Source organism: Streptomyces flaveolus, from assembly GCF_000716535.1.
Classification (GTDB): domain Bacteria; phylum Actinomycetota; class Actinomycetes; order Streptomycetales; family Streptomycetaceae; genus Streptomyces; species Streptomyces flaveolus_A.
Map to the genome: position 1 here is coordinate 167353 of NZ_JNWV01000015.1, position 14909 is coordinate 182261.

The 14909-nt window shown below is 71.0% G+C and carries 5 protein-coding genes and 2 pseudogenes; 4 read left to right on the top strand and 3 right to left on the bottom strand.

The window, feature by feature from the left end:
- The first annotated feature begins 205 nt into the window (after positions 1-205).
- Genes OO52_RS17610 through OO52_RS17620 form a run of 3 tightly spaced genes read left to right on the top strand, consistent with a single transcriptional unit; the run spans position 206 to position 11496 of the window.
- Positions 206-5215: a non-ribosomal peptide synthetase gene (locus OO52_RS17610; protein WP_030643996.1), complete on the top strand. Its 5010-nt coding sequence runs from the start codon at positions 206-208 to the stop codon at positions 5213-5215.
- On the top strand, positions 5212-10683 hold the full coding sequence (locus OO52_RS17615; protein ID WP_106972009.1) for a type I polyketide synthase: 5472 nt from the start codon (positions 5212-5214) through the stop codon (positions 10681-10683). Before OO52_RS17610 ends, OO52_RS17615 begins: the two co-directional genes overlap by 4 nt.
- A gap of 54 nt (positions 10684-10737) precedes the next feature.
- The gene (locus OO52_RS17620) at positions 10738-11496 is read left to right on the top strand and encodes a thioesterase II family protein (protein WP_030644000.1); all 759 of its coding nucleotides are present in this window, start codon (positions 10738-10740) and stop codon (positions 11494-11496) included.
- Positions 11497-11659: 163 nt separating this feature from the next.
- Here the strand turns inward: OO52_RS17620 and OO52_RS47370 are convergent.
- From OO52_RS47370 to OO52_RS50840, 3 genes and pseudogenes are all read right to left on the bottom strand, one after another.
- Positions 11660-11824: pseudogene (locus OO52_RS47370) on the bottom strand (helix-turn-helix domain-containing protein); the annotation flags it as partial.
- 206 nt (positions 11825-12030) lie between these two features.
- Positions 12031-13269, bottom strand: coding sequence for an IS256 family transposase (locus OO52_RS17625; protein ID WP_030644002.1), 1239 nt, complete (start codon positions 13267-13269; stop codon positions 12031-12033).
- A 686-nt stretch (positions 13270-13955) separates the two neighbouring features.
- A complete protein-coding gene (locus OO52_RS50840; RefSeq protein ID WP_158712514.1) occupies positions 13956-14249 on the bottom strand; it encodes a hypothetical protein in 294 nt (97 codons plus the stop codon).
- Positions 14250-14415: 166 nt separating this feature from the next.
- Here OO52_RS50840 and OO52_RS17635 point away from each other — a divergent pair.
- Positions 14416-14909 (top strand): annotated as a pseudogene (locus OO52_RS17635) (FG-GAP-like repeat-containing protein); the annotation flags it as partial.

Consider the following 14909-nt stretch of genomic DNA (forward strand, 5'->3'; position numbering starts at 1 on the left):
GAACGCGGCCCGTCCGGGGCCGGCGACCGGAGCGGAGGGAGGGGCAGCCGTGGAGATCATTCTCATCTCCGGTTGGTGGTAACCGGCCCCGCGGTCCGAGGCCGCAGGCGATCGCACAGGGCGAGAACCCGCGCCGCGTCCAGGGATCGCTCATCACCCGTCACCGAACCAGGAGGGTCCGTTGAGGACATCCGCTCTGCCAGGGATGACCGGTCACGACCGCACACGGCGGCAACTGCTGCACACGCCGGTGCTCGACCAGGCGGCGCTGACGCCGACGGCCCCTGCCGTCCGGCAGTGGGACGACCGCCTGACCTACGGCGAGTTGACGGACCGCGCCGCCGGTCTCGCCGAGCAACTGCGCCGACTGGGCGCCGGGCCCGAGATCCGTGTGGGCGTCTGCGGACACCGCACGCCGGCTCTGCTCACGGCCGTCCTCGCCGTCCTGTTGAGCGGGGGCGCGTACGTGCCCCTCGACCCCGCTCACCCGCGGAGACGCCTCGCCGAGGTGGTGGCGGACGCGGACATCACCGTCGCACTCGTGGACGAGGCCGGCGACGCCCGACTCGACGGGCTGGTATCGCACCGTGTACGGCTCGACGGACCCGGCGGTCCGGCTGCGGCTCGCCCCTCGGGGGACGGGGGCGCGCACCCCGTGTCCGCGGCGCCGCGGGAGACCAACGCCGCCTATGTGCTCTACACCTCCGGCTCGACGGGACGGCCCAAAGGCGTCGTGGTCACCCACCGCAACGCCGCCGGCTTCGTCGCAATGGCAGGCGGCCGGTTCGGCGACGGTCCTGCCGGACGGGCGGTGGCCTTCTCGTCCTTCGGATTCGACGTGTCCGTCCTGGACGTGTTCGTGCCCCTCGCACGGGGCGGCTGCGTCCAGCTCGTACCGGACCGTGATCGGACGGATCCCGGCCGTCTCCAGGCGTTCCTCGAGGCCCATGAGGTGACATGGGGCGCCATCGCACCGCCTCTGCTGCCCCTGCTGGAGCCCGACCGGCTCCCCGCCCTGGCCGACGTCATCACCGCGGGCGAACCCCCGGATCCGGAACAGGTGGCCCGCTGGACCCGGCGGCACGGCCGCCGTTTCCACAACTGGTACGGGCCGACCGAGACGACCGTCTGTGTCACCGGCGCCGAACTGAGCGGCGAGTGGCACAGCCCGCTCCCCATCGGCATGCCGCTGCCGGGAACCACCACGCACGTCCTCGGCGAGGACCTCAGACCGAGCCCGCCGGGCGTCCCCGGCGAACTGTGCATCGGCGGCCCGCAGGTGACCCGGGGTTATCTGGGCCGCCCCGGGCTCACGGCCGAGCGTTTCGTCCCGGACCCCTTCGGTTCCCGGCCGGGCGAGCGCCTGTACCGCACCGGCGACCGCGTGCTGCTCGACGAACGGGGACAGCTCCTGTACCTCGGCCGCGGCGACCGCCAGGTCAAGATCCGCGGCCAGCGTGTCGAACTGGGCGAGGTCGAGAGTGTGGTGCGTGCCCACCCGCAGGTCGGGCAGGTCGTCGCGGACGTCCGAGACGACAACCTCACGGTGTACGTGACTCCCCTGGACGCTCCGGGTTTCGAGGAGACCGTGCGGCACTGCGCGGGCCGACTGCCTTCGTACATGATCCCCACCCGGGTGGTCCTGCTCGCCACCCTGCCGTTGACGGCCGCCGGGAAGACGGACATGGCCGCGCTGCGCCGCATCGAACGCATACGGTCCTCGGGCGGGCGCCCGCCTTACACCCCCGACGAGCGTGCCGTCGCCGGTGTCTGGGCCGGGTTGTTCGGGGACCCCGAGCCGGCCCTCGACGACGACTTCCTCGAGCAGGGCGGCACCTCCCTGCTGGCCATGCGACTGGTGTCCACGCTCCGCCACGAGCTGGGGCGCGACGTGTCGGTGGCGGACGTCTTCACCGCCCGCACCCTGGAACGTCTCGCCGCCCGGGTCGCCACCTGCCCACCCCTCGCCCATCGTGCGCTGCCCTCGGGAAGCCATCCAGGACTCACGTCCCTGCAACGGCGCATGTGGTTCGTGGAGCGACTCGCCGGCGGCGCACCGGTCCACACCATCTCCCTCGCCTACCGGTGCACGGGCCCGGCGGACCTCGACGCGCTGCGCCGTGCGCTGCGCGCCGTCGTGGAACGGCATGAAGTCCTGCGTTGGCGCGTCCAGGACGACGACGGGATCCCCTACGCCACGGTTTTGTCGCCGCCCGAAGCCGAACAGCTGCTGCCCGAACCCGGGGAGAGCACCGGTGAGGACGTGCTCGCGGCCGTCCTGGAGCAGGAGGCTGGGACACCCTTCGACCTGGCTGCGGGGCCCCTGTGGAGGTCCCGACTGCTACGCCTGGGCCCCGAGGACCATGTGCTGGCCCTCAGCTTCCACCACGCGGTTTTCGACGGCTGGTCCCAGGAGGTCCTGCTGGACGAACTGGGGGCCCACTACGCCGCCGAACGTCAGGTTCCCGGAGCCCGCCGCCCGGCGGTGGGCACGACCACGTTCGCCGACTACGCCGCCTGGCTGCGCGAGCGCAGGGCCGAGCGCTCCGCCGCGGACACCGCGTGGTGGCGGGAGCATCTGGCCGGGGCTTCCACCGTGCTCGACCTGCCGCGCGACCATGTGCGTCCGCCGGTACAGACGTTCCGGGGCGCCCAGGCCCACTCCGACGCCGGTGAGAAGACCGCCCGCCGGGTACAGGAGCTGGCCGAGCGCCTCGGCACCACGCCCGGTGCGGTGCTCCTCGCCGCCTTCGGCCTCCTGCTGCGCAGGCTCACCGGGGAGCGCGACCTAGTGATCGGCGCGCCCTTCGCCGACCGGCGGCACACCGCTTTCGAGTCGCTCGTGGGCCCCTGCGTGGAGATTCTGCCGCTGCGGCTCGTGGTCGACGACGAGGCCGACTTCACAGAACACGTCCGGCGCGCCCACGCCGAACTCGCCGCCGCGCGCGACCACATGGACACCTCGCTGGAGCAGATCGTCCGCGCCATGGGACTCGGCCGCGATCCGGCGCGCGGTGCCCTGGTCCAGGTGCTCTTCAACCTCCACGACTTCCACGGCGTGCCGCTGCACCTCGACGGACTCGCCACGCGCCCGCTCCCCGCCGGCCTGCCCGGGGCCCTCTTCGACCTCACCCTCTACGCGGAGCAGGGCCATGACCGGCTGAAGCTGCGGACGGTGTACAACCCGGACCTGTTCTCCGGGAAACGGACCGAGGCCTTCCTGTCCGGCTACACGACCCTCCTGGCCGACCTGCTGGCCGCTCCCGAGCGGAGGGTCGGTGCGGCGTCGGCGAGCCGGGCCGTCGCGACGAGCCGGCCGCGGGGCGCCACCGTTCCCTGCGCGCCCGGCGGGCGCCCGGCGCAGGGCGTGGTGGAACGGATCGAACAGCGCACCGCCGAAGCCCCGGATGAGATCGCCGTCCAGGGCAGCGGCGGGCAGCTGACCCGGGCGGAGCTCTCCGCACTCGCCCGACAGGCGACCCGGGGACTGGGCTGGGCCGGGATCGGTCCGGGGGACAGCGTGGCTGTCCTCGCGGGACACGATGTCCGCTTTCCGGCGCTTCTTCTCGGCGTCCTTGCCGCAGGGGCCCGCTGGGCCGTCCTCGATGCCGCGCATCCGCCGTCCCACCTGCTGCGCCAGGCACGGGCCGCACGGGCCAGGGCGTTGCTTGTCACCCCGGGAGCACGGAGCGCCGACGAACTCTCCGGGCTGCCGACGATCGACCTGGCCGACGCCGACGGGGATCCGCCACGCGGGCACGACCCGGCGCAGCGCGGCTATCTCTCGTTCACGTCGGGCACCTCGGGCGTGCCGAAGACCGTCGTCGCGGCGGAGGGCCCGCTCGCCTACTTTCTGACCTGGTATCCGGACGTCCTCGGTCTCGGGCAGGACGATCGCTTCGCCCTGCTGTCCGGACTGGGACACGATCCGGCACTCAGGGACATCTTCACCCCCCTGACCCTGGGTGCCCGGCTGTTCGTCCCCGACCGGGGTCTGCTGCGTGATCCCGAAAGCCTGACCGAGTGGCTCGACACGCACGGCGTCACCGTGCTGCATCTGACTCCCCAGCACGGCCGCCTGCTCGCCTCGGCCGGGCGGGCCCGGCTGCCGAAGGTGCGGCTCGTCGTGCTGGCCGGGGACCGGCTCACCCGAGGGGACGTGACCCGGCTGCGCCGACTCGCGCCCGGGGCTCGGCTGGTCAACGGCTACGGCACCACCGAGACACCGCAGTTGCAGTCCTTCCACGTGGTCACTGACGCTGATGCCCACGGGCCGGACAGCGTCCCCGTGGGCCACGGCGCGGCGGGCACCCAGCTGCTGGTGCTCTCCGCCCTCGGCCGTCCCGCGGCGGTCGGCGAGTTGGGCGAGGTCGCCGTGCTCGGCTCCCACCTCGCCACCGAGTACCTCGGCGCGGACCCCATCGGCACGGACGCGGCCGGTGGGCTCGGGGACACGTCCGAGCGCCTCTTCCGCACCGGGGACCTGGGAAGGCACCGACCCGACGGAGCGGTCGTGATCGCCGGACGGCGCGACGATCAGGTCAAGATCCGTGGCTTCCGGGTGGAGCCGGACGAGGTCCGGGCGATGCTGACCACGCTGGCGGACGTCGCCGACGCGGAGGTCCTGGCCGACGCGGAACAGCGCGAGACCACCCTGGTCGCCTACGTCGTACCGGCGCACCCCGGCGTGTCGGCCGAGTCGCTGCGCGCGCAGTTGACCAGCAAGCTCCCCGACTACGCGATCCCCGCGCAGATCCGGCTGATCGACGCCCTGCCCCTCACCCCGAACGGCAAGCCGGATCGCCACGCGCTGCGCAGCGCTTCTCCCGTGGACCCGGCACCGGCCCTTGCCGACGGTGAAATCCACGGTACGGCCGCGCAGTTGGTGGCCGAGGTATGGCGTGGAGTCCTGGGGCGGGTAACGATCGGGCCCGACACCAACTTTTTCGACATCGGCGGCCACTCCCTCGCCATCCTCCAAGTCCAGGAGCGACTGAGCGCCCGGCTCGGGCGGCGCATCCCCGTCGTCGACCTGTTCAGACACCCCACCGTGCGCGCGCTAGCCGCACACCTTCAGGACGCGGGCGCCGATCCGGGGCTGGATCAGGCCGAGCGTCGTATCCGCGCCCGTCGACGGGGCCGACTCGCCGGCGCCCGGATGTCCGACTGGCCGCGCCCCCATAGCAGAAAACGATCGGAAGGCGATTCACGGTGACGAGCAACGCCCCGTCCCTCGCAGGCGACGACGCACCCGGCGCCGTCGAGCCCATCGCGGTCATCGGCATGTCGTGCCGGGTGCCCGGCGCGCGCAACATCGAGGAGTTCTGGCGCAACCTCCGTGACGGCGTCGAGTCCGTGACGTTCTCGACGCCCGAGGAACAGGCCGCCGCCGGGGTGCCGCAGGAAACACTCGACGATCCGCGCTTCGTACGGGCCACCGCGCTCCTCGACGACCTCGACCGCTTCGACGCGGCCTTCTTCGGCATCGGGACTCGGGAGGCGGAACTGCGGGACCCCCAGCAGCGCGTCTTCCTCGAACTCGCGCACACCGCGCTGGAGGACTCCGGCTACGACCACACCCGCTACGAGGGCGAGATCGGTGTGTACGGCAGCATCGGAGCGGACGACTACCAGTGGCGCAACGTCCGGCGCAACTCGCGTGTGCACGCCGCCGCCGGGGAGCTCGCGGTCACCATCGCCTCGCACCCGCAGTACCTGTCCACCTTCACCTCTTACAAGCTCGGCCTGCGCGGCCCGAGTCTCACGGTCTCCACCGCCTGTTCGAGTTCGCTCGTCGCCGTGCACCTCGCGGTGGAGGCACTGCGCAACGGGGAATGCGACATGGCCCTGGCCGGCGGTGTCTCCTTCGAACTGCCGGTGGGGCACGGGTACCTGCACGACGAAGGAGGCGTCCTGTCCGAGGACGGCCACACCCGGACGTTCGACGCCCAGGCCTCCGGCACCATCTGGAGCAGCGGTGGCGGCGTGGTCGTGCTCAAACGACTGGAGGACGCCCTCGCGGACGGCGACCACGTCCGCTCGGTCATTCTGGGCAACGCGATCAATAACGACGGTTCCGACAAGGTCGGCTTCACCGCTCCGGGCGAGGACGGCCAGGCCGCGGTGATCTCGCAGGCCCAGGGCGTCGCGGGGGTTTCGTCGCGCACGGTGACCTATGTGGAGGCGCACGGCACCGCGACACCGCTGGGTGACCCGGTGGAGGTCGCGGCGCTGTCCCGGGTCTTCGGGCAGAACACGGACGAGCGCGGCTGGTGCGGCATCGGCTCGCTGAAGACGAACATCGGCCACCTGGGACCGGCCTCCGGTGTCGCGGCCCTGATCAAGACGACGCTGGCCCTGGAGCACGGCCAGCTTCCGCCGAGCCTCCACTTCGAACGGGCCAACGAACGCATCGACTTCGATTCCAGCCCGTTCTACGTCAACGCCCGGCTCCGGGACTGGAAGCCGGAAGGGGCGCTTCCGCTGCGGGCCGGGATCAGCTCCTTCGGCATCGGCGGCACCAACGCCCATCTGGTCCTCGAAGAGGCCCCGCGGCGGCCGGCACCGGACACCGGGGCCGCCGGCCCGCAGCGCCCCGAGGTGCTGCGGATCTCGGCCCGCACCGGCGCGGCCCTCACCGCGGCGGTCGACCGGCTCGCCGGCCATCTGCGGGAGCACCCCGAGCTGGAGCTTGCCGACGTGGCTCACACCCTGTCCGTCGGCCGCCGGGCCTTCGCCCACCGTGCCGCCCTGGTGGCAGTCGACCCGGCCGACGCGACGGCGGGCCTGGCGGACCCGCGACGGCTGCTCACGACGGTCACATCCCGTCAGCAGCCCCAGGTGGCACTCCTTTTCTCGGGACAGGGCTCCCAGTACGCGGGCATGGGAGCCGGCCTGTACGATACGGAACCCGCATACCGGGCCGCCGTGGACCGGTGCGCGGACCTGCTCGTCCCCGAACTGGGAGCGGACATACGCGAGGTGCTGCTGGCGAGCGGTGACGCGATGCAGGACGCCGACGCCCGCCTGCTCCGCACCGAACTCGCCCAGCCCGCCCTGTTCACCGTCGAGTACGCCCTGGCCCGGCTCTGGCAGTCGTACGGAGTCGCCCCCGCCGCGATGATCGGCCACTCGGTCGGCGAATACGTCGCCGCCACCCTGGCAGGCGTTTTCGAACTGCCCGCCGCCCTACGGCTGATCGCCACGCGTGGCCGCCTGATGCAGCAGACCGCGTCGGGGGCGATGCTCGCGGTGCGCTGCGACCCGGACGACCTGCTGCCGCACCTCGACGAGGGTCTGGCCCTCGCCGCCGTGAACGCGCCGGGGTCATGTGTGGTGTCCGGCCCTGTCGGCCTGGTGGACGAACTCGCCGGGCGTCTCACCGCACGGGAGATCGCCCACACCCGGCTGCGGACGTCCCACGCCTTCCACTCCGCGATGATGGACCCCCTGCTGGCGGACTTCCATGCGGCGGTACGGGCCGCGGGACCCAAGGCGCCCAGCGCCCCCTTCGTCTCCAACCTCACGGGCCGGTGGATCACCGATGAGCAGGCGCAGGACCCCGGGTACTGGGTCCGCCACCTGCGGGAGCCCGTCCGGTTCGCCGACGGCGTCGCGACTGTGCTGGCGAAGGGAGAGTGGCTCCTGCTGGAGTGCGGTCCGGGCCGGCAGCTGGCCGACCTGGCCGGGGCGCAGACTCCCGCGGGGGCACGGCCGCTGCACAGCCTGCCCGTCCTGAAGCAGCGGGACACGGACGCGGTGCAGTTCGCGACCGCCACGGCGGCGCTGTGGGTGGCGGGTGCGCGGCTGCGTGACCCGGCCGACGAGGCCGGGTCCGCGCACCGGGTGCCGCTGCCCGCCTACCCATGGGAGCGCAAGCGCTACTGGGTCGAACCGACCACCACCGACGAAGCCGGTCAATCGCAGAAGGAGTCTGGGCAGCGGCCGGTCGAGGAGTGGTTCCAGGTCCCAAGCTGGCGTCGCGCTCCGGCGTCCGTCGCACAGGAACCGATCACCGGCTGCCTTCTGTTCGCCTCCGGACCCGGCACCGAGCTCGCGGCCGCTCTGCGCGCGCGTGACGCCCAGGTGACCGAGGTGTGGCCCGGGGAGTTCTTCGCGCGCCTCGACGACGGTTCGTACCAGGTCCGGCCCGGTGCTCGGGAGGATTACGACGCCCTGGTGGCGGGGCTGCTGGAACAGGGCGCACTCCCAGACCAGATTGTGCACGCCTGGACCGTGGACCGCATCGCGCCCGCTGTCACCCCCAGCGCGGAACGCGACGCGGCCGAGGCCGTCTGGCAGGCACAGGACACGAGCTTCTTCAGCCTGCTCTTCCTGACCCAGGCCTTCGCCGTGACCGAGCCCGCCGAGCCGGTCCGGCTGGATGTGCTGACCAAGGGCACCCAGGCCGTCGCCGACGGAGATGTCGTCCACCCCGAACACGCGACGGTGGCAGGCGTCGTACGCGTCCTGCCGCTCGAGGCGCCGTGGCTGCTCACCCGGCAGATCGACCTCGACCCGCGGTCGGCCGCCACCGAGCTGAGCCGGTCCGCAGTTGCGGAACTCTCCGCCGCCCGAGAGTACGAACTGGTCGCGCTGCGCGGCAGCAAGCGCTGGGTGGAGGGACACGCCCAGACACATGTGCCGGCCCCCACCGATCCGGTGGCCGGGCTGCGTTCCAACGGCGTGTACCTGATCACCGGGGGCACCGGAGGCATCGGCATCAGCATCGCGGAGGACCTGGCGCGCCGAGTGCGTCCCCGCCTGGTCCTGGTGTCCAGGACGGGTCTGCCACCACGGGAGGAATGGGCGGACTACGTCGCCGTCCACGGGACCATTGACCGGGCCGGGCGGGCGATCGCCGCCATCGAGCGCATGGAGAGGAGCGGCGCGCAGGTGCTGGTGGCCGCGGCGGACGTAAGCCGCCGCGAGGACCTGCGCTCGGTGCGGCAGCTCGTCCTGGACCGGTTCGGCCGCCTGGACGGGATCCTGCACACGGCCGGCGTAGCGGGCGGCGGCATGGCGGCCGTCAAGACACGCGAGACTGCCGAGGCCGTCTTCGCCCCCAAGCTGCTCGGGCCGCTGACCCTGCACGATGTCTTCGCCGACCTGAAACCGGACTTCGTGGCTATCTGCTCCTCGGTGGCAGGAGCCGCCGGCGGCTTCGGCCAGGTGGACTACTGCGCGGCGAACTCGTTCCTGGACGCGTATGCGCACAGCGACCACCGGTGGGGCACCAGGGTGTTCTCGATCGACTGGAGCGGCTGGGCCGAGGTCGGCATGTCCGCGGAGATCGCCGCGCCGGAGAGCTTCCGTGGCCTGCAACGCGGTGAGCATGTCACCCCGATGAAACATCCCGTGCTCACCGGCGTGCACAGTGGCGACGCCGACCGGCTGCCCTGGTGCAGCGGAGTGATCCTGCCCCGCACGCACTGGATCCTTGACGAACACCGCCTCTCCGGAACCCCGTTGATGCCCGGTACGGGCTACCTGGAACTCGCCTACGCGGCCTTCGAGGAGGTCGCGCCCAGGCCGAGCCCCGGTCATGTGGTCGAGTTGCGCGATGTCGCGTTCCTGGACTGGCTTGGGGTGCAGGAGGACTCCGCGGTCGAATTGCGCGTCATGTTTGCGCCGTGTGCCGAGGGCCTGGAGTTCGAGATCCTGAGCCTGGCGGGCGGCGTCAAACGGATGCATGCGAGAGGAACGGCCGCCTGGGTGGAGCCCGGCGAGTCGGCCAGGATCGACCTTGACCGGGTGCGGGAGCGCTGCGATCTGAGCGCACGGGAGTTCGACGGCGCCGGTGAGGTGTCCAACTCGGGTCTGATCACCTTCGGTCCCCGTTGGGCGAGCCTGCGCACCGTCCACCGTGGCCGTTCCGAGGCCCTGGCTCGGCTCGTCGCGGCAGGGCCCGTCGCGGCCGAACTCGGTGAATGGAGCCTGCATCCCGCCCTCCTGGACGAGGCCACCTCCTTCGGGCAGACGGACGGCGAGTACATGCCCATGGGATACGGCAGGATCCTCGTTCGAGGGCCTCTGCCGGAGCGGATGTGGAGCCACAAGCGTTTGGCCGACAGCGGCGGAGAACTCCTTACGGCACAGCTGTCGCTGGTGGACGAGACGGGCACCGAGGTCCTCGCCGTCACCGACTATCTGCTGCGCCGCGTCGACCCGGACACCGCCTCGTCATCGGTCGCGCGCGGAACAGCCGCGAGCGCCACCCGCCCGCCGGCCGAAGCGGACGCCGACCGTCTGATGCGGCCCACCGACGGCGCGGAGGCATTTCACCGGCTGCTGGCGACGGATCTGGGCGAACAGGCGTCCATCACCGCAGTGCCCATGAACGAGCTCATCCCGCACATCCGGGATGTGACGCACAGCATCGTCGAAGCGGAGCTCGGGGTGGGCGCCGCCGCGGAGGGCGGTGTCAGCCGACAGGGCGAGGGCCCCGTCGTCCTGGAGGGGCTCGCAGCACCGCTCGCCCAGATCTGGAGCGAGGTGCTAGGGGTCGACCGGATCGGCGCGGACGACGACTTCTTTGATCTCGGCGGTAACTCCCTTGTCGCGGTGCAGCTGCTGTCGCTGGTGCGTAAGCGGCTCTCGGCACGCATTCCGATGCGCGCACTGTTCGAAGCACCGACCGTAGCCGCCATGGCGGACTTCATCGGTGGGTCCGAAGGGGCCTGAGCCGTCCGAGCACCGTCCTCGTCCCCCACTCTTCCAACTGAGCGGAGACAGCCTGTGAGCAGGCCCGACAGCAAGTGGTTCCGCATCTTTCATCCGAGCGCGAATGCCACCGCACGGCTCGTGTGCTTCCCGCACGCCGGCGCGTCAGCAGGCAGCTACTTCGGCCTCTCGGCGGCGCTGGCACCCGAGGTGGAGGTGCTCGCCGTCCAGTACCCCGGACGGCAGGATCGTTGGCGAGAGCCGCTCGTCGACGACATCGGGCTGCTGGCTGCCCCGATAGCCGAGGCCCTCGGCCGACGCTCTGGCGCCGCGCTGGGGTTCTTCGGGCACAGCATGGGCGCGCTCGTCGCCTTCGAGACGGCGCGCAGGTACGAGGCCACCCGAGGCCTGTCGCTGCGGGCGTTCTTCGCCTCTGGTCGGCGCCCTCCGTCCCGGTACGCCCCGGGGTCCGTGCACACCCAGGGCGACCAGGCGCTGATCGCGCATATGGTGTCCCTCGGGGGTGCGGACCCGGCCCTCCTCGACAACGAGGAGTTGCAGGAAATGATCCTTCCGGTGGTCCGCAACGACTACAGGGCCACTGAGAACTACCGTTTGCAGCCCGGCCCCCGGCTCCGGTCGGCCGTCACAGTGTTGGTGGGTGACTCCGATCCGCTGACCCCCGTCGACGAGGCCGCTGCGTGGTCGGAGCACACTGATGGGGACACGGAGATCCGTGTCTTCTCTGGCGGGCACTTTTTCCTTGACACCCATGAGCAGCAGGTGGCCACTCTGGTGAAGCAGCGATTGAGCTCCGCCGTGCCCGCCCCGTGATGGTGCCGGCGGGCTGGGTGATCCATGCGATCGGCACCGAAGAGTTTGCTCTCACGGCGAGCCGGGTGTCGGTGGCGGGCAGCCGGGATGCGTCCCAGCCGGAGATCACCATCAGGGACTCGTCCGACAGTGAGCCGAGTGCCAGCGTCTCCAGGGAGGCGAGTTGATCGGCGCTCAGGCGGAGGGAGGTGGCGAGCAGGCGAATCGTCTCGCGGCGGGGCCGCCGCACCCTTCCCAGCTCCAGGTCCCGTATGGCCCGCACGCTCGGCGTGCTGAAGTCGGCCAGTTCCTTCTGGGAATACCCGGCCCGCATCCGGAACGATCGCAAGGTGGTTGCAAAGCTGTCTGTTTCGAGAACTGTTGCCTTCGTTATCGCCGCTGTTTCCCCCGTGTCTGCGCGACCAGAGATGGAACGTGCACGGGCCCGCGACAGACGGCTGGGAACTGTGTCAGGTCGGGACAGACGGGCAGCCTGAGTGGGTCACGTCCGCTGGAGTGGTGTATCGACGGCCACTCGGTGATCTCGTTTCGAGGCTATGCGGTGAGTTCGGTGGCCAGGTCGGTGTTGTCGGTTTCTGACTCGATCGGGCGGAGGCGGGCCTTCGCGAGGAGTTCGCGGCCCATGTAGCGGCGGGCCTCGGTCCACTCGTCGTTCTGCTCGGCCAGGACCGCGCCGACCAGGCGGATCACGGCGGTGCGGTCGGGGAAGATCCCGACGACGTCGGTGCGGCGGCGGATCTCCTTGTTCAGCCGTTCCTGCGGATTGTTCGACCAGATCTGCCGCCAGATCTCGTGGGGGAAGGTCGTGAAGGCCAGAAGGTCGTGCTGGGCGGTGTCCAAGTGCGCTGCCGCCTTGGGGAACTTGGCCTCCAAGGCGTCGAGGACGTGACGCATCTGGGCTTTCACGGCGTCGGTGTCGGGCTGCTCGAAGACGGTCCGCAGGAGCGTGGCCACCCACGGCTGAGCCGATTTCGGGACCTGCGAGAGCAGGTTTCGTGCGTAGTGCGTGCGGCATCGCTGCCAGGAGGCGCCGGGCAGGACCGCGCCGATCGCGTCGACCAGGCCCGCATGGGCGTCGGAGACGACGAGCTGGACCCCGCTCAGGCCGCGGGCGATCAGCGAACGCAGGAAGGCGAGCCAGCCGGCGCCGTCCTCGGCGGTGGCGACGTCGAGGGCGAGGATCTCGCGGTGCCCGTCGGCGTTCACGCCGACCGCGATCAGGGCGTGGACGTTGATGATCCGGCCTCCTTCGCGGACCTTCTGGGTCAGTGCGTCGACCCAGACGAAGGCATACGGCCCGGCGTCCAGTGGCCGGTTACGGAACGCGGTGACCTGCTCGTCCAGATGCTTGGCCATGGCGCTGACCTGTGATTTCGACAGCTGCGTGACGCCGAGGGACTCGGCCAGTTTCTCGACCCTGCGGGTGGACACGCCGAGCAGGTAGGCGGTGGCGACCACGCTGATGAGGGCCTGCTCGGCCCTGCGGCGGCGTTCGAGGAGCCAGTGCGGGAAGTAACTGCCGGACCTGAGCTTGGGGATGGCGAGTTCGACGGTGTCGGCCCTCGTGTCCCACTCGCGCGGGCGATAACCGTTGCGGTGGTTGACTCTCTCCTCGCTGACCTGCCCGTATTCGGCGTTGCAGAGAGCATCGGCCTCCGCGGACATGAGCGCGTCGGCGAACGTCTTGACCATCGCGCGCAGCAGATCGGAACTCGCCGCAGCGAGGTTGTCCTCGGCGAGGACGTGCAGGGGCAGACTGTCTGGTGCGGTCATCGTGCTGATCTCCTTCGAGCCTTCGACAACTCGAAGATCAGCCGGTGGCCGTTCTTATATCCGGACCCTCACTCCGACGCCGGGACAAACGCCCGGATCAGGTGGGAGCCGGTACACCACTTCTCAGGACGCAACCGTGCCTCCCCGCCCGGCGCAACCACCACCAGCGGCGCACAATGCCGGCACACCTGGTCCACGACATCAAGAAGCACCAGCGCAGTACCAGTCAGACGCTCTGCGTACCGGCAGTGACTGCGCCAACTCGAACCTGTCGCGGGAACGTGCCACTTACCACTGCCGGAACGCCCCAGCACCACGGTGATCTCCCGCAGCGCCGCGATGTCCACCCCGGCGCGTACCAGGTCCTTCCCCCGCAGCACCGGAAGTCCTCGTTCACGCCGCACGACTGCCCCCGCCCTCCCCGCCCTTGCACTGCCAAGGTCACTGTGGCACGGGCACTTCCTCCGGCAGGACCGATGCCAGGAAGATCACCCGCGCCCCTGACGCCCCCGAGGGAAGAAGCCAGGAACCAGCCGGGGCGCTCGCGGGACACAGAAAGAGTGAAGCTGCACCCCGAGGGCGCCGGCTGCCGGGACGACGCCCCCGAACGCAGCGCTCGTGCTCGCGGCTCCTGCCATGCGATCACAAATCCGGCAGCAGGCCGCGCCGAGGAGCAGCCGCTCCCCCTACAGCAGATCCACCTCGGCCTGGAGGTGACCGAAGACTGTGCTGTCTCCTCCCATCCAGCCGATGCTCGCCGAGGCCCGCTCCGAGCTCCCGCCCGAGCGGGCGCTGCCGGGCGGGCTGGCTTTCGAGCAGAAACCGGACGGTTCTCCAGACACTCTGTGATGTTGCAGCCCCTCGAAGGGATCGAACCCGAGTTGCTCGATCACCCGCTGACGGGTGGCTTCCCTGGGCCGCCACTGCTGGCCGGCCGGGTACATGAGGTCCAGCTCACCTGCCAGGTTCTTCTGCGTCAACGTGCAACCTTTCGGCCCCACTGCTGGTCTCCTGTTGGTGGACCCCACGCGTCACTCAGGAGACTTTCGGTGAACGGCGTGGGGCCCTGCGAACCAGCGGCCGCGCGCCCCGTTCGCCCGCCGATTGAGCCCCCTGCCTGCGCGATCACAAGGAGCCCCGATACTCATGCCCGTCCGCACAACGGCTACGCTCGCCACCTTCGTGGTAGCGGGCCTCATCCCCCTCGCTCTGCCCACCGCGGCAGCGAGCGCCGCGCCCGCGCGGCACGGCGACGACTTCAACGGCGACGGGTACCGCGACTACGCGTACTCGAGCTTCAGCGCAAGAGGGGGCGGCGGTGTCACCGTGGTCTTCGGCACTGCCACCGGGCCCGGCCCCAAGCAGCAGCGCATCACTCAGGCGAGCCCTGGCGTGCCCGGATCCGACGAGGCCGACGACATGTTCGGCGAGGTGCGGACCGCCGCGGATTTCGACGGCGACGGTTACGGCGACCTCGCGGTGGCAGCGACCGGCGAGAACCATTTTCAGGGCGCCGTGACGATCCTGTGGGGGTCACCCTCCGGCCTGTCCACGGGTACGTCCCTGCCGAACAAGAACCCGGGTCGCAACAACTACATGGGCAAGGACCTGGCGACCGGCGACTTCAACGGGGACGGCAA

Coding starts and splice junctions, on each gene's coding strand:
- OO52_RS17610 (WP_030643996.1), top strand. CDS start 206: ATGACCGGTCACGACCGCACACGGCGGCAACTGCTGCACACGCCGGTG.
- OO52_RS17625 (WP_030644002.1), bottom strand. CDS start 13,269: ATGACCGCACCAGACAGTCTGCCCCTGCACGTCCTCGCCGAGGACAAC.